This is a genomic window from Actinomadura sp. NPDC049382 (assembly GCF_040677125.1).
Classification (GTDB): Bacteria; Actinomycetota; Actinomycetes; order Streptosporangiales; family Streptosporangiaceae; genus Spirillospora; species Spirillospora geliboluensis.
Genome location: NZ_JBFARO010000148.1, coordinates 1 through 19,381, shown reverse-complemented (window position 1 = coordinate 19,381; position 19,381 = coordinate 1). Strand labels below are relative to the sequence as shown.

At 74.7% G+C, this 19,381-nt stretch carries 16 protein-coding genes and 1 pseudogene; 11 read left to right on the top strand and 6 right to left on the bottom strand.

Features of this window, described 5'->3' with window-relative positions; all coding sequences use genetic code 11:
• Positions 1-264 (bottom strand): hypothetical protein (locus AB0K34_RS41075; protein ID WP_364554109.1); only part of this gene is annotated, 264 nt, incomplete at its 3' end.
• Between the two features lie 77 nt (positions 265-341).
• Complete coding sequence (locus AB0K34_RS41070; RefSeq protein ID WP_364554107.1) at positions 342-1,892, bottom strand: AMP-binding protein; 1,551 nt, start codon at positions 1,890-1,892, stop codon at positions 342-344.
• A gap of 204 nt (positions 1,893-2,096) precedes the next feature.
• On the opposite strand from AB0K34_RS41070, the gene AB0K34_RS41065 reads away from it, so the two are divergent.
• Both AB0K34_RS41065 and AB0K34_RS41060 read left to right on the top strand, forming a co-directional pair.
• The gene (locus AB0K34_RS41065) at positions 2,097-4,196 is read left to right on the top strand and encodes a vWA domain-containing protein (RefSeq protein ID WP_364554105.1); all 2,100 of its coding nucleotides are present in this window, start codon (positions 2,097-2,099) and stop codon (positions 4,194-4,196) included.
• Positions 4,193-5,551 carry an extracellular solute-binding protein gene (locus AB0K34_RS41060; RefSeq protein ID WP_364554103.1) on the top strand — a complete coding sequence of 453 codons (1,359 nt, stop codon included), beginning with the start codon at positions 4,193-4,195 and terminating at the stop codon, positions 5,549-5,551. The genes AB0K34_RS41065 and AB0K34_RS41060 overlap by 4 nt, the downstream gene beginning before the upstream one ends.
• A gap of 15 nt (positions 5,552-5,566) precedes the next feature.
• Here AB0K34_RS41060 and AB0K34_RS41055 read toward each other — a convergent pair whose 3' ends face one another.
• A complete protein-coding gene (locus tag AB0K34_RS41055) occupies positions 5,567-6,163 on the bottom strand; it encodes a TetR/AcrR family transcriptional regulator (protein ID WP_301177624.1) in 597 nt (198 codons plus the stop codon).
• 78 nt (positions 6,164-6,241) lie between these two features.
• Here AB0K34_RS41055 and AB0K34_RS41050 point away from each other — a divergent pair, with 78 nt between their 5' ends.
• From AB0K34_RS41050 to AB0K34_RS41035, 4 genes are read left to right on the top strand one after another with little or no spacing between them, the layout of a single operon-like run.
• On the top strand, positions 6,242-7,855 hold the full coding sequence (locus tag AB0K34_RS41050) for a carboxyl transferase domain-containing protein (RefSeq protein WP_138635185.1): 1,614 nt from the start codon (positions 6,242-6,244) through the stop codon (positions 7,853-7,855).
• Between the two features lie 8 nt (positions 7,856-7,863).
• A complete protein-coding gene (locus tag AB0K34_RS41045) occupies positions 7,864-9,816 on the top strand; it encodes a biotin carboxylase N-terminal domain-containing protein (protein ID WP_138635183.1) in 1,953 nt (650 codons plus the stop codon).
• Entirely contained in the window at positions 9,813-10,736 is a 924-nt protein-coding gene (locus tag AB0K34_RS41040; RefSeq protein ID WP_364554100.1) for a hydroxymethylglutaryl-CoA lyase, read from the top strand. Before AB0K34_RS41045 ends, AB0K34_RS41040 begins: the two co-directional genes overlap by 4 nt.
• Positions 10,737-10,738: 2 nt before the next feature.
• Positions 10,739-11,887 (top strand): acyl-CoA dehydrogenase family protein, encoded by a 1,149-nt coding sequence (locus tag AB0K34_RS41035; protein WP_138635179.1) that lies wholly within the window; start codon positions 10,739-10,741, stop codon positions 11,885-11,887.
• A 64-nt stretch (positions 11,888-11,951) separates the two neighbouring features.
• Here the strand turns inward: AB0K34_RS41035 and AB0K34_RS41030 are convergent, their stop codons facing one another.
• Complete coding sequence (locus AB0K34_RS41030) at positions 11,952-12,959, bottom strand: hypothetical protein (RefSeq protein WP_364554111.1); 1,008 nt, start codon at positions 12,957-12,959, stop codon at positions 11,952-11,954.
• 89 nt (positions 12,960-13,048) lie between these two features.
• Positions 13,049-13,237: pseudogene (locus AB0K34_RS41025) on the bottom strand (sigma factor); the annotation flags it as partial.
• Positions 13,238-13,361: 124 nt separating this feature from the next.
• Between AB0K34_RS41025 and AB0K34_RS41020 the strand changes: the two are divergent.
• Positions 13,362-14,111 (top strand): FkbM family methyltransferase, encoded by a 750-nt coding sequence (locus AB0K34_RS41020; protein ID WP_364554098.1) that lies wholly within the window; start codon positions 13,362-13,364, stop codon positions 14,109-14,111.
• 41 nt (positions 14,112-14,152) lie between these two features.
• On the top strand, positions 14,153-15,013 hold the full coding sequence (locus AB0K34_RS41015) for an SAM-dependent methyltransferase (RefSeq protein WP_364554096.1): 861 nt from the start codon (positions 14,153-14,155) through the stop codon (positions 15,011-15,013).
• A gap of 3 nt (positions 15,014-15,016) precedes the next feature.
• On the opposite strand, the gene AB0K34_RS41010 is transcribed toward AB0K34_RS41015, so the two are convergent.
• Positions 15,017-15,604, bottom strand: a complete 588-nt coding sequence (locus AB0K34_RS41010) for a TetR/AcrR family transcriptional regulator (RefSeq protein ID WP_364554094.1) — start codon at positions 15,602-15,604, stop codon at positions 15,017-15,019.
• 49 nt (positions 15,605-15,653) lie between these two features.
• On the opposite strand from AB0K34_RS41010, the gene AB0K34_RS41005 reads away from it, so the two are divergent.
• From AB0K34_RS41005 to AB0K34_RS40995, 3 genes are all read left to right on the top strand, one after another.
• Positions 15,654-16,439, top strand: a complete 786-nt coding sequence (locus AB0K34_RS41005) for a methyltransferase domain-containing protein (protein WP_364554092.1) — start codon at positions 15,654-15,656, stop codon at positions 16,437-16,439.
• 135 nt (positions 16,440-16,574) lie between these two features.
• Positions 16,575-18,530, top strand: coding sequence for a serine/threonine-protein kinase (locus tag AB0K34_RS41000; RefSeq protein ID WP_364554090.1), 1,956 nt, complete (start codon positions 16,575-16,577; stop codon positions 18,528-18,530).
• Between the two features lie 3 nt (positions 18,531-18,533).
• The coding region (locus AB0K34_RS40995) for a serine/threonine-protein kinase (protein ID WP_364554088.1) at positions 18,534-19,381 on the top strand (848 nt) is incomplete at its 3' end.

Sequence of the window (19,381 nt, the reverse complement as noted above, 5' to 3'; positions counted from 1 at the left end):
CGTGCGTCCTCGGGATGGTGCACCACCGTGCAAACGCAGACCCGCATCACACTCACCGCACGGCCAGACCGCGACCGGGTCACCGAGGCGTGCGATCCCGGCGCGGTCGGCATCGGCGGCCGCGGGCTCGCCGGGGCCGGCGCCGGCCGGCGCCTCCTCCGCGGCGTACGCGGCCGGGTCGGTGACGACGGGAAGGTCGGTCTTCGTCGGGGCGGCGGGAGTCGGGGCGACGTCGTCCAGCGGGGCGACCTTCTGGTCTTCCATGTGCCGTTGTACGCACGGGCGCGCGGACGCGTTCGACGTTTCCGGCGGCGAGTCGCGGGCGGCGCGCCCCGCCGCCGTCAGCCCTCCCGTCCGCCCAGGTAGTCCTCGCGGACGCGGCGCCGGCTGAGCTTGCCGGACGGGGTGCGCGGCAGCGCCGGGCGGAACTCGATCCGCCGGGGGTGCTTCAGCTTCGCCAGCCGCGGCGCGCAGAACGCGAGCAGGTCGGCGGCCAGCGCGTCGCCCGCCTCCGCGCCCTCGGCGGGTTCGACGAGCGCGACGGCGAGCTGCCCCCAGTCGTCGTCGGGGACGCCGATGACGACGGTGTCCCCCACGGCCGGGTGCTGGAGCAGCACGGACTCGATCTCCGCCGGGTAGATGTTGACGCCGCCGGAGATGATGAGGTCGGTGCGGCGGTCGCTCATGTAGAGCCAGCCGTCCTCGTCCAGGTGGCCGAGGTCGCCGGGCGTGTAGAAGTCGCCGCGCATCGCGGCGGCGGTCTTGTCCGGGTCGTCGTGGTACTCGAAGCCGGGCTGCCCGCTCGCGTAGATCAGGCCGGTCTCGCCGGGCGGCAGCTCGGCGCCCTCCGGGTCCAGGATCTTGATCTGGACGCCCTCGACCGCGCGCCCGACCGTCCCGGGATGGGCGAGCCACTCGTGCGGCGCGGCGACGACGACGGGCCCGCTCTCGGTGGAGCCGTAGTACTCGTAGAGGACGGGCCCCCACCAGTCCATCATCCGCTGCTTGGTCTCCTTGGGGATCGGCGCGGCGGTGTGGAAGACCTGCCGCAGCGACGACACGTCGTACCTGCCCCGGACGTCCTCGGGCAGGCCGAGCATGCGGTGGAACATGGTCGGCACCATCAGCGAGTTGGTGACCCGGTACCGCTGGATGAGGTCGAGGGTCTCCTCGGGCCCGAAGCGGGCGGAGATGACGACGGCGTGGCCGAGGCTGAGCGACATCAGGGCGTGGACGCAGGGCGCCGAGTGGTACAGCGGGCCGATGGCGAGATGGACCTCGTCGTCGCCGGGTTCGAGGCCGAGGTGCCGCATCAGCGTCTGCTTCATGACCTCGAACAGCACTTCGGGCGGGATGTCCATCAGTGGGCGCCGCACGCCCTTGGGCCGTCCGGTCGTCCCGGACGTGTAGAGCATCACCGAGCCCATCTGGCGCTTGGCCGGCGGGTCGGCGCTGTGCGCGGCGCACAACTCGGCCATCGCGCGGTAGCCCGCGGCGGGGTCGGCGCTCACCCGGCCCTCCGCCGGGACGCCCGCCTCGTCGGCCGCGCCGGACACGGCGGCGGCGAACTCGCCCTCGGTGATGACGGCCTTGGCGCCGGAGTCGCCGAGGATGTAGCCGATCTCGGGCGCGGTGAGGTGGCGGCTCACGGGGACGAGGTAGAGCCCCGACTGCATCGCGGCCAGCATCACGGTGAGGAACTCGCGCCGGTTGCTCAGGACCGTCGCGAGCGCGTCGCCGGGGCTCAGCCCGATGCTCGCGAGCGCGTGGGAAAGGCGGTTCACCTCGGCGTGGAGTTCGCCGTAGGTCACCGGTTCGCCCGGGGCCAGCACGGCCGGGCGGTCCGGGTCGTTCTGTGCGATCTGGTAGAAGCCGACACCTTCGACGCCCATACGGCTCTCCTCAGTGCGGGGTCTGGCTCGGTCCATCTGACCCGTCTTGCTGGCGACCCGTCAAGAGGGCGCGGCGCGGAGCGGCGACGGAGATCGACCGGCCCCGGTCAGCCCGCTTTCCTGACCGCGACCGTCCGGCTACGTATCATGATGGGTCAGTGCCGGGGGGCCGAGAACCGAGACCTACACGGCGATGGGGCGTGCATGACGGGACCGAGCGGCGACGGCGGCCGGTCGCGTCCGCCGGGGCGCCAGGACGGCCTTCCCCCCTGGCTCCGCAGGTTCCTGCAGGTCATGTTCCTCGACCTCTGCTCCACCGTCATCGTCAGCATCGGGGTGACGCTCGTGCACGGCGTCTTCTGGCTGAACGCGGTCGTCACCCTGCTGGTCGTCGCGGTGCTGACGGCCGTGCTGCTCGTCTTCTACCCCGCGACCGCGCACGCCGTCCTGGAGCGGGTCGGGCGCGTGCTGCGCGGGGGCGGCGCGACGCTCGGATGGGGCCTCGCGGGCGCCGCCGCGATGGCCGCGCTCCTGCTCGCCGGCACCGGCGTCCAGGTGCTCCGCGACCGCGCGAGTGCGTGCGGGCAGCCGCTCGACCTGCGGGTGCTGACCGCCCCCGAGACGCTCACGCCGCTGCGGGCCGCCGCCGCCGAGTTCGTGAACGACAGCGAGGACCGCGGCTGCCGCGAGTACAGCGTCACCGTCGTCCCCGAAGCCGGGCCCGTCCCGCTGTACGACGGGTTCCGGCTGCTGTGGCGGCGCAGCGCGGCGGCGGACGCGGGCCACTCCGACGCCCAGCAGTTGTTCGGCCCGCAGCCCGACATCTGGATCCCGTCGTCCACGGCCGAGTACGACTTCGTCCCGAAGGGCCCGGGCCAGGTCGGCGCGGCCGGGGCGGGGCCGGGCGCGCCGGCCGGCAAGGCCGACCCGGTGTTCCGGGTGCGCGGCTCGGTCGGGACGTCCCCGCTGGTGCTGGCGCTGTTCACCCGGGCGCACGAGTCCGTCGCCGACCCGATCGCGGCGCCGATCGCGCCGAGCACGGCGGCGCTGCTGCGCCGGGTCGCGGACGCGGGGGTGCGGCTGCGCGCGATCGCGCGGCCCGTCCCGGAGACGTCGGCGGCGGCGCTCGCCGTCACGCCCGCGCTGTACGACGGGGCGCCGGGCTCCGACGCCGCGGACGAGCGGTTCGCCGAGCCCGCCGACCTGGTGGCGCCGGACGCGGTGTCGCTGCTGTGCCGGTTCCGGGAGCGCGCCGCCGCGCAGGACTCCGCCCCGCCCGACGACGTCGCCGTCGCCGTGCCCGAGCAGGCGCTGCACGACTACGACATGGGCCGGCCGCTCGGCGACCGCTGCGGCGCGGCCGACCCGGACGCCGCCGCGTTCGCGCGGTGGCGCCTGCACCCCTACTACGCGACCGGCCTGCCGACGCTGGACCACCCGTTCGTCCAGGTGAAGTGGCGCGGCCAGGACACGCGGGAGCGGGACGCGGCGGTGACCGCGTTCCGCCGCTGGCTCGACCGCAACCCGCTGACCCGGCAGGGCCTCCGCGACGACCGCGGCGTCATCCCGCCCGCGCGCGAGGGCGACACCCGGCACTACTACCTGTCGCGGCTGCAGGGCCTCGTCGGCACCAGGGTGATGCCGACCGTGGTGGGGCTGGAGTCGCCGGCGGGCGTCCAGGACACCCTCGACCGCATCGGCGCGGCCCGCCCCCGGACGTCGGTGTCGCTGCTGCTGGACGTGTCCGGGTCGATGGGCGGCGCGGCGCAGGCGCGCGGCGGTTCGCGGCTCGTGCGCGGGACGTCGTTCCTGCGCAGCCTGGTGGCGCAACTGCAGAGCAACGACCGCGCGGGCCTGCAGGTGTCGTCGGCCACGGCGTCGCCGAGCGCGGCGGACACCTTCGGCAACGTCCCGCAGGACGCGGCGTCTCCGGAGCAGAAGAGCGCGATCACGAGCAGGCTGCAGGCGGTCGCGTCCAGCGGCGCCGACCAGCCGCTCAGCGACGCGATCGCGGCGGCCGACCTCGGGCCCGGGCGGCAGAACCTCGTCCTCGTCACCGACGGGCAGTCCGCCGCGACCAACCCGGGGCTCGGGTCGCGGGTCGGCTGGCTGTCAGGTGAGTTCCGCGGGCGGCATCCGGGGCTGCGGCTGACGGTGGTGCTGACGGGCCCGGCGACGTGCGGCTCTTCCCCCGTGCGGGAGATCGTGGCGGCGCTCGGCCCGAAGGACGGGCGGGGATGCGTCCCGCTGACCGACGCGCCCGAGGCCGAGCAGGCCGCCGAACTGCTGGCGGAGCTGCGATGAGACGCCCCCGCCTTCTCCCGAGAGGCCGCCGCGCGCGGGTGAGCGCCGCGGCCGGGGCGGCGCTGGTGCTGGTGGCGTGGCTGCTCGTCGTCCTGTGGCCGGGCGCGTCGTACTCGGGCATGGCGGCCGACTGCGACAGGTCGGAGCTGTTCGTCGTGGGCGGCACGGACGTCAGCCTGAAGAACCAGCGGCGGGCCCTGATCCGGCAGTGGAACGAGGGCCGCTACCCGGACGGCCGCCCCCATCCGCACGCCACGCTGGTCGAGGCGGCGGAGTCCACCGACCTGCAGCACAGCCAGATCAAGGCGGTGCAGGAGTCCGGCAGCTGCGCCTACGAGGTCCTGATCATGGACAACACGTGGACGGCGCAGTTCGCCGACGCCGGCTACCTGCGGCCGCTCGACGGCATCGACGGGCTCGACGACTTCTTCCCGGCCGCGCTGCGGACGGGCGAGTGGGACGGCGAGCTGTACGCCGTCCCCTTCAACGTGGACGTGGGCCTCCTCTACTACTGGGAGGGCGTGTCGCCGCCGACCGCGTGGCCGGGGCTGCTGTCGTCCGGCGTCGCGATGCAGCTCGCCGACTACGAGGGCCTGACGGTGAACGCGCTGGAGGCCGTGTGGAACGACGGCGGCGGCGGACGGCTCACCGGCACCGACCGCCCGAGCGAGGAGGAGCTGAAGACGAAGGTGTATCCGGCGCTCGCCCGGCTGGTGCCGCGCGTGCACGGGGCGCTGGCGGCGTCGCGCGGGTACGGGGAGCTGCAGAGCATCGAGGCGTTCGCGTCCGGGGCGAAGCTCATGCGCAACTGGCCGTACGCGTTCTCGGCGCTCGCGTCCGAGCCCCGGATGCGGGACGGCGCGCGGCTGCGGTTCGGGGTGGCGGCGCTGCCGGGACGCACCGTCCTCGGCGGGCAGAACCTCGCCGTGTCCGAGCGCTCCCCGAACCCCGGCGACGCCGCCGACCTCGTGGAGTTCCTGAGCGGGACGGGCAGCCAGCGGCTGCTGTTCTCCTGCGGCGGGTTCGCGCCGGGCCGCTACTCGGCGCTCGGCCTGTCGCCCGGCCGGCACTCCCCCGCCGACGTGAAGGTGCGGGCCTGCTCGTCCCTCACCGGCCAGCCGGTCGGGCCGGGCGAGACCGAGGTGCCGGACGAGGCGCAGCTCACCGGGCTGGCGCGGGCGGTGGTGACCGCGCTGGGCCGGGCCGAGCCGCGCCCGGTGACCCCGCACTACAGCACGTTCACCGGCACGTTCCGGGGCTGCGTCCAGAAGATCTTCGACCGGGCGGGCACGGACCCCGAGGCGTTCGCCGAGGCGGTCGGGCGGTCCCTGGACGGCCGCACCGCGTCCTGCTGAGCCCGGCGGACCCGGCTAGCGGAGGCCGCCGAGGGCGGCGCGGGCCATCGCGTGCAGCAGGTCGCCCATCGCGTCGCGGTCGAGCCCGGCGGCGCTGCGCGGGGTGGAGTTGAGCAGGCCGAAGCAGGCGTGCACGGCCGCGCGCGTCCGGTCGTCGGGCCGGCACGGGTCCATGCGGCGCAGGACGGCGACCCATTCCTCGACGTAGGCGCGCTGGAGGCGGCGGACGCGGTGCCGCTGCGGCTCGGGCACGTTGTCGAGCTCCCGCTCGTGCACGGTGATCAGCGCGGGGTTGTCGAGCGCGAACGCGATGTGCCAGCGCAGCAGCGCGTCGAGGGCCCGCGCCGGGTCGGGATCCGCGGCGCGCCGGACGCCCTCGGCGAGCAGCCGCTCGCTGATGTCGAGGAGCATCTCGGCGAGGACGGCCTCCTTGCCGCTGAAGTGCCGGTAGAGGGCGGGGCCGGTGAGCCCGACGGCGCGGCCGAGGTCGCCGATCGACACCCCGTGGTAGCCGCGCCGCGCGAACAGTTCGGCGGCGGCGCCGAGGATCTCGGCCCGGCGCGGGTTCGGCGGTCCGGCGCCGCCGAGCTCCACGGCCCGTTGGGAGGTCATGCGGGCCAGTCTAGACTAGGGTTGTTAACGAGCGTTAACATCGGCATTGTTAATGAACGTTAACCGGGAAGGGGAGGCATGGGCGGTCCCGAGATCGACTCCCGCGCCGACGTGGCGGGCGAGGCGTTCAAGGCCAACACGGCGCACAACGAGGCCCTGGTCGCCGAGCTGCGCGAGCGCGTCGACGCGGCCGGGCGCGGCGGTCCGGAGCGGGCCCGCGAACGGCATGTCGCGCGCGGCAAGCTGCTCCCCCGCGACCGGGTCGACACGCTGCTCGACCCCGGCTCGCCCTTCCTGGAACTGTCGCCGCTGGCCGCGCACGGCATGTACGGCGACGAGGCGCCCGGCGCCGGGATCATCACCGGCGTCGGCCGGGTGTCCGGCCGCGAGTGCGTGATCGTCGCCAACGACGCCACCGTCAAGGGCGGCACGTACTACCCCGTCACCGTGAAGAAGCACCTGCGGGCGCAGGAGGTGGCGCTGCACAACCGGCTGCCGTGCCTCTACCTGGTCGACTCGGGCGGCGCGTTCCTGCCCCGGCAGGACGAGGTCTTCCCCGACCGCGAGCACTTCGGCCGCATCTTCTACAACCAGGCGACGATGTCCGGGCGGGGCATCCCGCAGATCGCGGCGGTGCTGGGGTCGTGCACGGCGGGCGGCGCCTACGTCCCGGCGATGAGCGACGAGGCCGTCATCGTGCGCGGCCAGGGGACGATCTTCCTCGGCGGGCCGCCGCTGGTGAAGGCCGCGACCGGCGAGGTCGTCACCGCCGAGGAGCTCGGCGGCGGCGAGCTGCACTCCCGCACGTCCGGCGTGACCGACCATCTCGCCGAGGACGACGCCCACGCGCTGCGGATCGTCCGCGACATCGTCTCCACGCTGGGCCCGCGCGAGCCGCGCCCGTGGGACGTCGCGCCCGCGGAGGAGCCCGCCGCCGACCCGTCCGAGCTGTACGGGATCGTCCCGCCCGACTCGCGCACCCCCTACGACGTCCGCGAGGTCATCGCCCGGATCGTGGACGGCAGCCGCTTCCAGGAGTTCAAGAAGGAGTACGGCGCCACGCTCGTCACCGGGTTCGCGCGCATCCACGGGCACCCGGTCGGGATCGTCGCGAACAACGGCATCCTGTTCGGCGAGTCCGCGCAGAAGGGCGCGCACTTCATCGAGCTGTGCGACCGGCGCAGCGTCCCGCTCGTGTTCCTGCAGAACATCACCGGGTTCATGGTCGGGCGCGAGTACGAGGCGAGCGGCATCGCCAAGCACGGCGCGAAGATGGTCACCGCCGTCGCGTGCGCCCGCGTCCCCAAGTTCACCGTCGTGATCGGCGGCTCGTTCGGCGCCGGGAACTACGCGATGTGCGGCCGGGCGTACTCGCCGCGCTTCCTGTGGATGTGGCCGAACGCCCGCATCTCGGTCATGGGCGGGGAGCAGGCCGCGAGCGTCCTCGCGACCGTCCGCCGCGACCAGCTGGAGGCGCGCGGCGAGGAGTGGCCCGCCGCGGACGAGGAGGGGTTCAAGGCGCCGATCCGCGAGCAGTACGAGGCGCAGGGCAACCCGTACTACTCGACGGCGCGGCTGTGGGACGACGGGGTGATCGACCCGCTCGACACCCGGCGCGTCCTCGGGCTCGGGCTGTCGGTGGCCGCCAACGCACCGCTGGAGCCGGTCGGCTACGGCGTCTTCCGGATGTGAGGGTGTTGATGTTCGACAGCGTCCTGGTCGCCAACCGCGGGGAGATCGCCGTCCGCGTGTTCCGGACCCTGCGGCGGCTCGGCGTCCGCTCGGTGGCGGTGCACACCGACGCCGACGCCGGGGCCCGCCACGTGCGCGAGGCGGACGAGGCCCTGCGCATCCCGTCGTACCTGGACATCGACGCCGTGATCGCGGCGGCCCGGGACTCCGGGGCGTCGGCCGTCCACCCGGGGTACGGGTTCCTCGCCGAGAACACGGCGTTCGCGCGGGCGTGCGGCGAGGCGGGGCTGGTGTTCATCGGCCCGCCCGCCGCGGCGATCGAGGCGATGGGCGACAAGATCCGCGCGAAGCGGACGGTCGCGGCCGCCGGGGTCCCGGTCGTGCCGGGCCGGGACGAGCCCGGCCTCTCGGACGCCGAGCTGGAGGCCGCCGCGCTGGAGGTCGGGCTGCCGGTGCTGCTCAAGCCGTCCGCGGGCGGCGGCGGCAAGGGCATGCGGCTCGTCCGGGACGCGGCGGACCTGCCGGAGGCGATCGCGTCCGCCCGCCGCGAGGCGCGCGGCTCGTTCGGCGACGACACGCTGCTCGCCGAGCGGTTCGTGGCCAACCCGCGGCACATCGAGATCCAGGTCTTCGCCGACGCGCACGGCGGCGCCGTCCACCTCGGCGAGCGCGAGTGCAGCCTGCAGCGCCGGCACCAGAAGATCATCGAGGAGGCGCCGTCGCCGCTGCTGGACGAGGCGTCCCGCGCGCGGATGGGCGCCGCCGCCGTCGCCGCCGCGCAGGCCGTCGGGTACGTGGGCGCCGGGACGGTCGAGTACATCGTCTCCGCCGACCGCCCCGACGAGTTCTTCTTCATGGAGATGAACACCCGGCTCCAGGTCGAGCACCCGGTCACCGAGCTGGTGACGGGCCTGGACCTGGTGGAGCTCCAGCTCCGGGTCGCGTGCGGCGAGCCGCTGCCGTTCACGCAGGACGAGGTGGCGCTGGACGGCCACTCCATCGAGGCCCGCGTCTACGCCGAGGACCCGGCGCGCGGCTTCCTGCCGACCGGCGGGCGCGTGCTGGCGCTCCGCGAGCCCGAGGGCGCCCGCGTCGACTCCGGGCTCGACGCCGGCACCGAGGTCGGCGGCTCCTACGACCCGATGCTCGCCAAGGTGATCGTGCACGGCGCCGACCGCGCCGAGGCCCTGCACCGGCTCGACCGGGCGCTCGCCTCGTACACCTTGCTGGGCGTCCCGACGAACGTGGCGTTCCTGCGGGCGCTGCTGCGGCACCCGTCGGTGGTCTCCGGCGACCTCGACACCGGGCTCGTCGAGCGGGCCCTGGACGACCTGGTCGCGGGCGCCTCCGTGCCGCCGGAGGTGCTGGCCGCCGCAGCGCTGGAGCGGATGCGCGCCCTGGAGTCCGGCGCGGACGGCACCGGGGACCCGTGGGACATCCCGGACGGCTGGCGGCCCGGCGCGCACGCGTGGGCGCCGTGGATCATCACCCCGTCCGGCGGGGAGCCGGTGGAGGTCCGCGTGCAGGGCCGCGCCGCGTCCGCCCGCGTCGCGGTCGGCGGCGCCGAGCCGGTCGGCGCGTCGCTGACCGGCCCGTTCATCCTGACCTACGGTGGAAGGACGACCTCGTTCGAGGCCGCCCGGGACGGCGGCACGCTGTGGCTCGGCCGGGACGGGCACGCGTGGGCGCTGAGCGAGCACGTCCGCGCCGAGGGCGGCGCCGCCGCGGCCGCCGCCGGCGACGGGGTGCTGCGCAGCCCGATGCCGGGGACGGTCCTCGCCGTGAAGGCGGCCGAGGGCGACCGGGTCGAGGCCGGGCAGCCGCTCGTGGTCGTCGAGGCGATGAAGATGGAGCACACCGTCACCGCGCCGCTCGCCGGCGTCGTGGCGAAGCTGCCGGTCCGCGCGGGCGCGCAGGTCGCGCTGGACGCGGTGCTGGCCGTGATCGAGGAGGCCCGATGAGCACACCCCTCGCCGGACTGCCCGAGCGGGTCACGATCTACGAGGTCGGGCCCCGGGACGGGCTGCAGAACGAGAAGGAGGTCGTCCCGGTCGACGTCAAGTCCGAGTTCGTGACGCGGCTGGCGGACGCCGGGCTGCGGACGATCGAGACCACCAGCTTCGTCCATCCGAAGTGGGTGCCGCAGCTCGCCGACGCCGAGCAGCTCCTGGAGATCCTGCCGCGCTCGCCGCGGTTGCGCTATCCCGTCCTCGTCCCGAACGAGCGGGGCCTCGAACGGGCGCTCAGCAACGGCGTCACCGAGATCGCCATCTTCGGCAGCGCGACGGAGACGTTCGCCCGCCGCAACCTCAACCGCACGGTGGACGAGTCCCTCGCGATGTTCGCCCCGGTCGTGGAACGCGCGCGCGCCGAGGGCCTCTGGGTGCGCGCCTACGTCTCGATGGTGTGCGGCGACCCGTGGGAGGGCGACGTGCCCATCTCCCAGGTGGTGTCCGTGGCGTCCCGGATGATGGACATGGGCTGCTCCCAGCTCAGCCTCGGCGACACCATCGGCGTCGGCACGCCCGGCCAGGTCACCGCCCTGATCGATGCGCTCGGCGCGGCGGGCATCGGCACCGAGCGGCTCGCCGTCCACTTCCACGACACCTACGGGCAGGCCCTCGCCAACACCCTCGCCGCGCTGCAGGCCGGCGTCACCGTCGTGGACGCCTCCGCGGGCGGCCTCGGCGGCTGCCCGTACGCCGAGAGCGCCACCGGCAACCTGCCCACCGAGGACCTCGTCTGGATGTTGCACGGCCTCGGCATCGAGACGGGCGTCGACCTCGGCGCGCTCGCCGCCACCAGCCGCTGGATGGCCGGGCACCTCGGCCGTCCCAGCCCGTCCCGCGTCGTCCAGGCCCTGTCCCCGGAATCGGAGTAACCATGATCGACTTCACGCTCACCGACGAGCAGGAGGAACTGCGGCGCACGGTCGAGCGGTTCGCCCGCGAGACCGTCGCCCCGGTGATCGGCGACCTGTACGAGCGCGGCGAGTTCCCGTACGAGATCGTCGCCGGGATGGGGAAGATGGGGCTGTTCGGGCTGCCGTTCCCCGAGGAGCACGGCGGCATGGGCGGCGACTACTTCACGCTCTGCCTGGCCCTTGAGGAGCTCGCCCGCGTCGACTCGTCCGTGGCGATCACGCTGGAGGCCGGCGTCTCGCTCGGCGCGATGCCGATCTACCGGTTCGGGTCGCAGGAGCAGAAGGAGCGGTGGCTCCCGGCGCTCACCTCCGGCGAGAAGCTGGCCGGGTTCGGGCTGACCGAGCCGGGCGGCGGCTCCGACGTCCCCGGCGGCATGCGCACCACCGCCCGGCTGGACGGCGACACCTGGGTGATCAACGGGTCGAAGGCGTTCATCACCAACTCCGGCACCGACATCACCGCGTTCGTCACGGTCACCGCCTACACCGGCGAGAACGAGATCTCCACGATCATCGTCCCGAACGGCACCCCCGGCTTCACGGTCGGGCGCAAGTACTCCAAGGTGGGCTGGTCGTCGTCCGACACGCGCGAGCTGTCGTTCGACGACGTGCGGGTCCCCGCCGAGAACCTGGTCGGCGAGCGCGGCCGGGGCTACGCCCAGTTCCTGCGCATCCTGGACGAGGGCCGCATCGCGATCGCCGCGCTGTCGGTGGGCCTCGCCCAGGGCTGCGTGGACGAGTCGCTCCGCTACGTCCGGGAGCGGGAGGCGTTCGGCCGGGAGATCGGCCGCTACCAGGCCATGCAGTTCAAGATCGCCGACATGGAGACGCGGACCCACACCGCGCGCCTCGCCTACTACGCCGCCGCCGCGAAGATGCTGCGCGGCGAGCCGTTCAAGAAGGAGGCGGCGATCGCCAAGCTCGTCGCGTCCAACGCGGCCATGGACAACGCCCGCGACGCCACGCAGGTCTTCGGCGGCTACGGCTTCATGAACGAGTACGCGGTCGGCCGCTTCTACCGCGACGCGAAGATCCTCGAAGTCGGCGAGGGCACCTCCGAGGTGCAGCGGATGCTGATCGCCCGCGCGCTCGGCCTCCCGCCGTCCTGACCCGCCGCGCCGCCCGCCCCGCGAACGCGGGACGGGCGGCGCCGCCGGGCGGCGCGGCGCGCCGTCAGCGGATCTTCGACAGGTCGAGCAGCATCGTCCCGCTCTTGGTCGTGAAGAAGTACTGCGGGTTCCGGTCGTCGCGCGCCGCACCCATCATCTCGTTGTTCCGCCGTATCCCGGTGTCGAGCAGCACGCCCGACTCGACGTCGTACAGGACGTGGGTCTTCGTCTTGAACAGACCGTCCGGGAAGTACGGGAGGTACCGGCCGTAGACGAGTTCCGGCCCGGGGCCGACGGGGTCGCCGGGCAGGGTCCTGCCGGCCTTCCCGTCCCTGCGCTGCACGGCGGTCTTCATGTCCCGGTGGTAGGTGGCGCCGGACGTGGGGCCTCCGACGCACCAGGTCACGCCGCACGGCCACGCCCCCTTGAACGGCGCGAGGCGGGCGTCGCGGCGCTCGCCGGTCGCCGCGTTCCGCAGCGACTCGAACCCGACGGAGCCGAGCCCGCCCTCGCGTGACGCGGGGGAGCCGATCCACGGCCAGGACACGATCGCGAACCCGTCGCTGCCGGGGACCTTCACGGGCGCGCCGCCCGCCAGCGGCGCCCGGTACACGGCGTCGCCCATCCCCATGACGACGCTGTCCCCGTCGATGAGCAGCGTGGACACGCCGTCCCCCGGCAGCCCGGTGATCTTGTGCGCGGTGCCGCCGGCGAGCGGCGCGCCCCAGACCTCGGCGGTGTCGCGGCCGCCCGCCCGGTACGACGGCCACCAGACGACCCGGCCCCGCGCGATGGTGAAGTCGGACGAGTAGATCCTCGATCCGGGCGGGACCACGAGGTCGGTGATCACATTGGCGCGGCCGGTGCCGAGGTCGTAGGACCACAGCTTGTCCGGGAGCTGCAGGGACGCCCAGGTCGTCCCGACCAGCACGTCGCCGTCCAGCAGCGCGACGAGGTGCAGGGTGCGCCCGTTCGGCAGCCGCCCGGGGACGCTCCGGACGGCGTCCGGCCAGCGTTCGCGCACCTTGACCGGCGCGCCGAGGTCGGCGGAAGCACCGCCAGCGCCTCCCACAGGCGCGGGTCGCTCTCGGCCCGGGCCAGGCCGGGGTCGTCGTAGCGCCGTTCCGGCACGCTGCCCATCAGGTGCTCGCGTCTTCGCCGCCGCCACATGCTGATGTGCTGCCGCGCCATGATCTTCCGGACGTACCCCTCGGGATCGTTCTTGTTGACGACCCGCCCCCAGGCGCCGCGCAGCCGGATGAGGCTCTCCTGCACCAGGTCCGCCGCGTCGTCGGCGTTGCCGGTGAGGACAAAGCCGTAGCGCAGCAGAGCCTGGGCGCGTGTCGTCACGAATTCCTCGTACGTCACGCCGTCATCGTCCAAAGACCCGTCCTTCCATCGCCCCAAGGACGCGCCGGGGACCGGATCTGTTGCACGCCCGTGCGGGGCGCGGCGGGCGCGGTAGGGTCGGCGGATGCTGCTGCGCGCCTATGGGATCGCCCGGTCGCTGGTCATGTACTACGGGGTTCCGGGCAAGCACCGGCGCGCGAAGCGGCTCTACGGCATGTTCATCGGGCCCGGTGACGTGGCGTTCGACATCGGCGCGCATGTGGGCGGCCGGGTGCGGGTCTGGCGGCGGCTCGGGGCGCGCGTGGTCGCGGTCGAGCCCCAGCCCGACTGCCTGCGCGTGCTGCGGCTGTTCTTCGGGCGCGACCGGGACGTGGCGATCGTGCCGGGTGCGGCCGGGGCGGAGCCGGGCAAGGCGCACCTGGCGCTGTCCACGGCGACGCCGACGGTGTCCTCGATGTCGCCCGGCTGGATCAGGTCGGTGACGACCGACAGCAGCTTCGCCCGCGTCCGCTGGGACCGCTCGGTCGAGGTGGAGGTGACCACGCTGGACGCCCTCGTCGCGGCGCACGGCGAGCCCGCCTTCTGCAAGATCGACGTCGAGGGCTTCGAGGCGGACGTCCTCGCGGGCCTGTCCCGGCCGGTCCCCGCGCTGTCGTTCGAGTACGTCCCGTCGGCGCACGACGCCGCGCTGGAGGCGCTGGGCCTCGTGGAGCGGCTCGGCGCGTACGAGTACAACTACTCCCCCATCGAGACGATGCGGCTCGCGAGCCCGCGCTGGCTGAGCGCCGTCGAGCTGCGGCGGCGGCTGGAGGGCATCCGGCCGCGCGGCCGGTCCGGCGACGTCTACGCCCGGCTGCGCTCCCCCGGCCGGTGAACTCGGGCGAACCGCCCCATCTGGAAACAAGACTTACTAATATGTGGCCCGCACCACTACAGCGACGTATGGGGGCCACCGTGCCGGACGCATCGGAGAGTGAGCCGTCCTCGGCCGACCTGAGGACCGACGTGGCCCACTCCGCGCGGGTCTACGACTACCTGCTCGGCGGCAAGGACAACTACGCCGCCGACCGGGCCGCGGCCGAGGAGGTCGTCAGGATCGCCCCCTACATGCGCACGTCGGTGCGGGCGAACCGCGAGTTCATGGTCCGGGTGGCGCGGTACCTGGCCGCCGAGGCCGGCATCCGGCAGTTCCTCGACATCGGCACCGGCCTGCCGACGTCGCCGAACCTGCACGAGGTGGTCCAGGAGGTCGATCCGTCCGCCCGCGTGGTCTACGTCGACAACGACCCGATCGTGCTGGTGCACGCCCGCGCCCTGCTCACCGGCACCCCCGAGGGGCGGTCGCGCTACATCCACGCCGACCTCGCCGAGCCGGACGCCATCCTGGCGTCACCGGAGGTGCGCGACACGCTCGACCTGTCCCGGCCGGTGGCGCTCTGCCTCATCGCGGTGCTCCACTTCGTCCACGACGAGGAGCTGGCGCGCGGCGTCGTGCGCCGGCTCATGGACGCGCTCCCGTCCGGCAGCCACCTCGCGCTCTCCACGATCACGATCGACAGCGCCCCCGAGGAGGTCGGCGACGCCGTCCGCAGGTACAACGCGCGCGGGATCAACTCCAAGGCCCGCACGAAGGCCCAGGTGCGGAGCTTCTTCGACGGCTTCGAGCTGATCGAGCCGGGGCTGACGCCCGTCCACCACTGGCGGCCGGACGAGCGGGCCCGCGCGATCGACGACTCCCAGGTCTCGATGTACGGCGGCGTGGCCGTCAAGCGCTGACGGTCAGGCGACGGCGCCGGCGATGACGGTCGCCACCATCTTCCGGACGGCGTCCGGCTCCGGCGGGGGCCCGGAGCTGTCGGCGAACAGCAGGTGCGCGGCCCCGATCAGGGTGGGCGCGAGCGTGCCGATGTCGGCGTCCGGGCGGAGGCGGCCGAGGTCGCGTTCGGCGGTGAGGTAGCCCGCGACCACGTCCACGGCCTCGGTCAGTACCGGGACGCCGGCCGGCCAGACCCGCCGCAGCCGGACCCGCAGCTGGGTCCGGAACGTGATCAGCGGGACGATCGCGACGGCGACCGACCCGAACAGCGCCGTCAGCGCGCCGGTGAGGTTGCCGGCGATCTCGCCCGTCCCGGCGGACTCGCGCAGCGCGGCGGCCTGCGGGTCCATCCGGCCGGCGCGGTCGATGACGAAGTCGGCGAGGAACGCGTCGAAGTCGGCGAAGTGCCGGTGCAGCACCCCCTTGGCGACCCCCGCCTCGTCGGTGACCGCGCGGCTGGTCAGCGCGCTCGGGCCGCCGTGGAGCAGGACGCGCTCGGCGGCGTCGAACAGCTGCTCGCGCACGTCCCGGAGAGCCACCCCTGTGGGCACGTCGCACCGTCCTCTCGACAAGTGGGCAAGCGCCCACTATGGTGGGCACATGCCCACTCTAGCGAACGAGCCCCATCGGGCGCGCGATGTGGCGGAGTCGTTCGGCGCGGACGCCGAGCGCTACGACCGGACGCGCCCCGGCTATCCGGACGCCCTCGTGGCACGCCTCGCCGCGCTCGGGCCGGACGTCCTCGACGTCGGCTGCGGGACCGGCATCGCGGCCCGCCAGTTCCAGGCGGCCGGCTGCCGCGTCCTCGGCGTCGAGCCCGACGCCCGCATGGCCGGCCTGGCCGAACGCGCCGGCGTCCCGGTCGAGGTGTCCACCATCGAGGACTGGGACCCGGCCGGCCGGACGTTCGACACGGTCGTCGCCGGGCAGGCGTGGCACTGGGTCGACCCGGTCGCGGGCGCGGCCAAGGCGGCGCGGGCCCTGCGTCCCGGCGGGCGTCTCGCGGTGTTCTGGCACTCGTTCCAGCCCCCGCCCGAACTCGGGGACGCCATGGCCGCCGCCTACCGCCGGGCCATGCCGGACTCGCCGCTGTTCCAGAGCCCGCTGCCCGGCCCGGAGGCGTACTCGCTGATGTGCGACAAGGCGTCCGACGGCATGCGGGAGGCGGGCGGGTTCGGCGACCCGGAGGAGTGGCGCTTCCCCTGGGAGCGCGACTACACCCGCGACGAATGGCTGGAGCAGGTCCCGACCTTCGGCCTGCACTCCCGGGTCCCGGCGGACAGGCAGCGGCGGATCCTCGCCGACATCGGCGCCGCCATCGACGCCGCCGGCGGCGCGTTCACCATGGGCTACACCACGGTCGTCGCCACCGCGATCCGCGCCTGAGCCGCCCGCCCCGGCGGAACGGCCGCGCCCCGACCGGGCATGCCGTACGTCACACCCGGCGCGGAGCGCTGTCGAAAGAACAGGGGTGTCTGCTAGAAATCCACCGGTCGTGTCCGGACCGACGACGGGTGGTTCATGGAAGCGCTGCGCCCCGGGGACCCCCGGCAGGTCGGCCCGTACCGGCTGGAGGCCCGGCTGGGCGCGGGCGGCATGGGGCAGGTGTTCCTCGGCGTCTCGCCGGGCGCCCGCCGCGTCGCCGTCAAGGTGATCCGCGCCGAGTACGCCGGGGACGACCGGTTCCGGGCGCGGTTCGCCCGCGAGGTCGAGGCGGCCCGCCGGGTCGGCGGGTACCACACCGCGCAGGTCGTGGACGCCGATCCGGAGGCCGCGTCGCCGTGGCTCGTCACCGCGTTCGTCCCCGGCCCGTCCCTGCGGGAGGCCGTCGCCGGGCGCGGGCCGCTCGATCCCGGCGCGGTGCGGGCGCTCGCGTCCGGGCTGGCCGAGGGCCTCGCCGCGATCCACGCGTGCGGGCTCGTGCACCGCGACCTCAAGCCCGGCAACGTCATCATGGCGGCGGACGGCCCCCGCATCATCGACTTCGGCATCGCCCGCGCGACCGACGCGACCGCGCTGACCTCGCACAACGCGGTCGTCGGCACCTACGCCTACATGGCGCCCGAGCAGGTGCTCGGCGACATGCCGGGGCCGTCCGGCGACGTGTTCTCGCTCGGCTGCGTGCTCGCCTACGCCGCGACCGGGCGCGGCCCGTTCGACGCGGAGACCATCCCGGCGATCGTGCACCGCGTCCTGCACGAGGAGCCGGACCTGTCCGCGCTCCCGGACGGCCTCCGCAACATGGTCGCCGCGTGCCTCGCCAAGGACCCGGCGCGGCGGCCCGGCCCGGACGCGCTCATCACCGCGCCGGAGAGCATCGAGCCGCCGCCGGACACCGGCCCGCCCGGCGGCGAGGCCGGCACGCACGCCGGCGCGACGCTCAGCGCGACCCGGCCGCGGGACGCCCCGGCGGCGGCCCCGGCACCGGTCGGCCGCCGCGCGCTGCTCATCGGCGGGGGCGCCGCCGCGGCGGCGGTCGCTGCGGGCGTCCCGGCGGCGTTCCTCCTGACCCGCCGGGAGGAGAGGCCGGCCGCCGCGCCGCCCGCCTCGCCGCCCCGGCCGGACGGGCTGATCCCCCACAGCGGATCGCTCAGCGCCCCGGACGTCAAGACCCTCGACGAGGTCGCCATCAGCCCCGACGGGCGGACGGTGGCCGCCGGCGGCCTCGACTCCACGATCACGCTGTGGGACGTCGCGACCGGGCGCGTGCTCCGCACGATCCGCAGGACGGGCTGGGTCGGCGCGCTCGCGTTCAGCCCGGACGGCGCGTCCCTCGCGAGCTCGTCCACCTCCCCCGGCCAGCTCCTGGTCTGGGACGTGGCGTCCGGACGCCTCAAGGTGAACGTGCGGACCGGTGAGTTCGGGCTGAACGCGCTGGCCTACAGCCCCGACGGCCGCACGATCGCGGGCTCCAACCCCGACGCCCGGCTGTTCGACGCCGCCACCGGCCGCACCCGGGCGGAGTTCGACCTCGGCCACAGCGGCGTCAACGCGGTCGCGTTCAGCCCGGACGGCGGGACCGTCGCGGTCGGGGTCGACGGCTACTACAAGAAGCCGCCGGGCCGCACCGTCCAGCTCCTCGACGGCCGGACGCTCCGCCGCCGCGGCCGGCTCACCGGGCACACCGCGAACGTCACCGGCGTCGCGTTCGGCGCGGACGGGCGGCGCCTCGCCAGCTGCGGCGCGGACTCCACGGTCCGGATCTGGGACGTCGCCGCCCGCCGCGCCGTGCGCGTCATCGACGCGGGCGAGGCGCGGGTGCGGGACGTACGGCTCTCCCCGGACGGCGCGTCCGTCCTCGGCGCCTGCTCCGACCGGACCGTCCGCGTCTGGAGCACCGCCACCGGCGCGCTCACCTCGACGCTCGTCGGGCACCCGCAGCCCGTCGCCAAGATCGCCCTCGGCTCCGGCGGCACGCTGGTCGCGGCCGTCGGCAGCTCCAAGCCGGACGGCACCGTCACGCTCTGGAAGGTCTGACCGGTGGATCCGCTGCGCGACGACGACCCCCGCGAGGTCGGCCCCTACCGGCTGCACGGACGGCTCGGCGCGGGCGGCATGGGCGAGGTGTTCCTCGGGGCGTCGCCGAGCGGGCGCAGGGTCGCGGTGAAGACCGTCCGCGCCGAGTACGCCGCCGACCCGGGGTTCCGCCGCCGGTTCGCGCAGGAGATCGAGGCCGCCCGCCGCGTCGGCGGCTTCCACACCGCGCAGGTCGTCGACGCCGACCCGGACGCCGCGTCGCCGTGGATGGTGACCGCGTTCATCCCCGGCCCGTCCCTGCGGCAGGTCGTCCAGCGCCAGGGGCCCCTCGCCCCGGCCGCGGTGCGCGAACTGGGCGCCGGGCTGGCCGAGGGCCTCGCCGCGATCCACGCGTGCGGGCTGGTGCACCGCGACCTCAAGCCGGGCAACGTGATCATGAGCCCGGACGGCCCCCGGATCATCGACTTCGGCATCGCCCGCACGGCCGACGCGACCGCGCTGACCTCCACCGGAGCGGTCGTCGGCACGTTCTCGTTCATGTCCCCCGAGCAGGTGCGCGCCGACGCCACCGGCCCGCCGAGCGACGTGTTCGCGCTCGGCTGCGTGCTCGCCTACGCGGCGACCGGGCGCGGCCCGTTCGACGCGGCGACCATCCCGGCGATCGTCCACAAGATCGTCGGCGCGCCGCCCGACGTCGCCGGATTGCCCGACCCGCACCTGCGCGACGTCGTCGTCCGCTGCCTGGAGAAGGATCCGGCGCGGCGGCCGTCCCTCCCGGAGGTCCTCGCGGCGCTCAACGGCGCACCGCCGCGCCGTCTCCCCCGCCGCGCCGTCCTGCTCGGCGGCGCGGC

Coding starts and splice junctions, on each gene's coding strand:
- AB0K34_RS41005 (WP_364554092.1), top strand. CDS start 15,654: ATGCCCACTCTAGCGAACGAGCCCCATCGGGCGCGCGATGTGGCGGAG.
- AB0K34_RS41065 (WP_364554105.1), top strand. CDS start 2,097: ATGACGGGACCGAGCGGCGACGGCGGCCGGTCGCGTCCGCCGGGGCGC.
- AB0K34_RS41055 (WP_301177624.1), bottom strand. CDS start 6,163: ATGACCTCCCAACGGGCCGTGGAGCTCGGCGGCGCCGGACCGCCGAAC.
- AB0K34_RS41040 (WP_364554100.1), top strand. CDS start 9,813: ATGAGCACACCCCTCGCCGGACTGCCCGAGCGGGTCACGATCTACGAG.
- AB0K34_RS41020 (WP_364554098.1), top strand. CDS start 13,362: ATGCTGCTGCGCGCCTATGGGATCGCCCGGTCGCTGGTCATGTACTAC.
- AB0K34_RS41015 (WP_364554096.1), top strand. CDS start 14,153: ATGTGGCCCGCACCACTACAGCGACGTATGGGGGCCACCGTGCCGGAC.
- AB0K34_RS41070 (WP_364554107.1), bottom strand. CDS start 1,892: ATGGGCGTCGAAGGTGTCGGCTTCTACCAGATCGCACAGAACGACCCG.
- AB0K34_RS41035 (WP_138635179.1), top strand. CDS start 10,739: ATGATCGACTTCACGCTCACCGACGAGCAGGAGGAACTGCGGCGCACG.
- AB0K34_RS41060 (WP_364554103.1), top strand. CDS start 4,193: ATGAGACGCCCCCGCCTTCTCCCGAGAGGCCGCCGCGCGCGGGTGAGC.
- AB0K34_RS41050 (WP_138635185.1), top strand. CDS start 6,242: ATGGGCGGTCCCGAGATCGACTCCCGCGCCGACGTGGCGGGCGAGGCG.
- AB0K34_RS41045 (WP_138635183.1), top strand. CDS start 7,864: ATGTTCGACAGCGTCCTGGTCGCCAACCGCGGGGAGATCGCCGTCCGC.
- AB0K34_RS41000 (WP_364554090.1), top strand. CDS start 16,575: ATGGAAGCGCTGCGCCCCGGGGACCCCCGGCAGGTCGGCCCGTACCGG.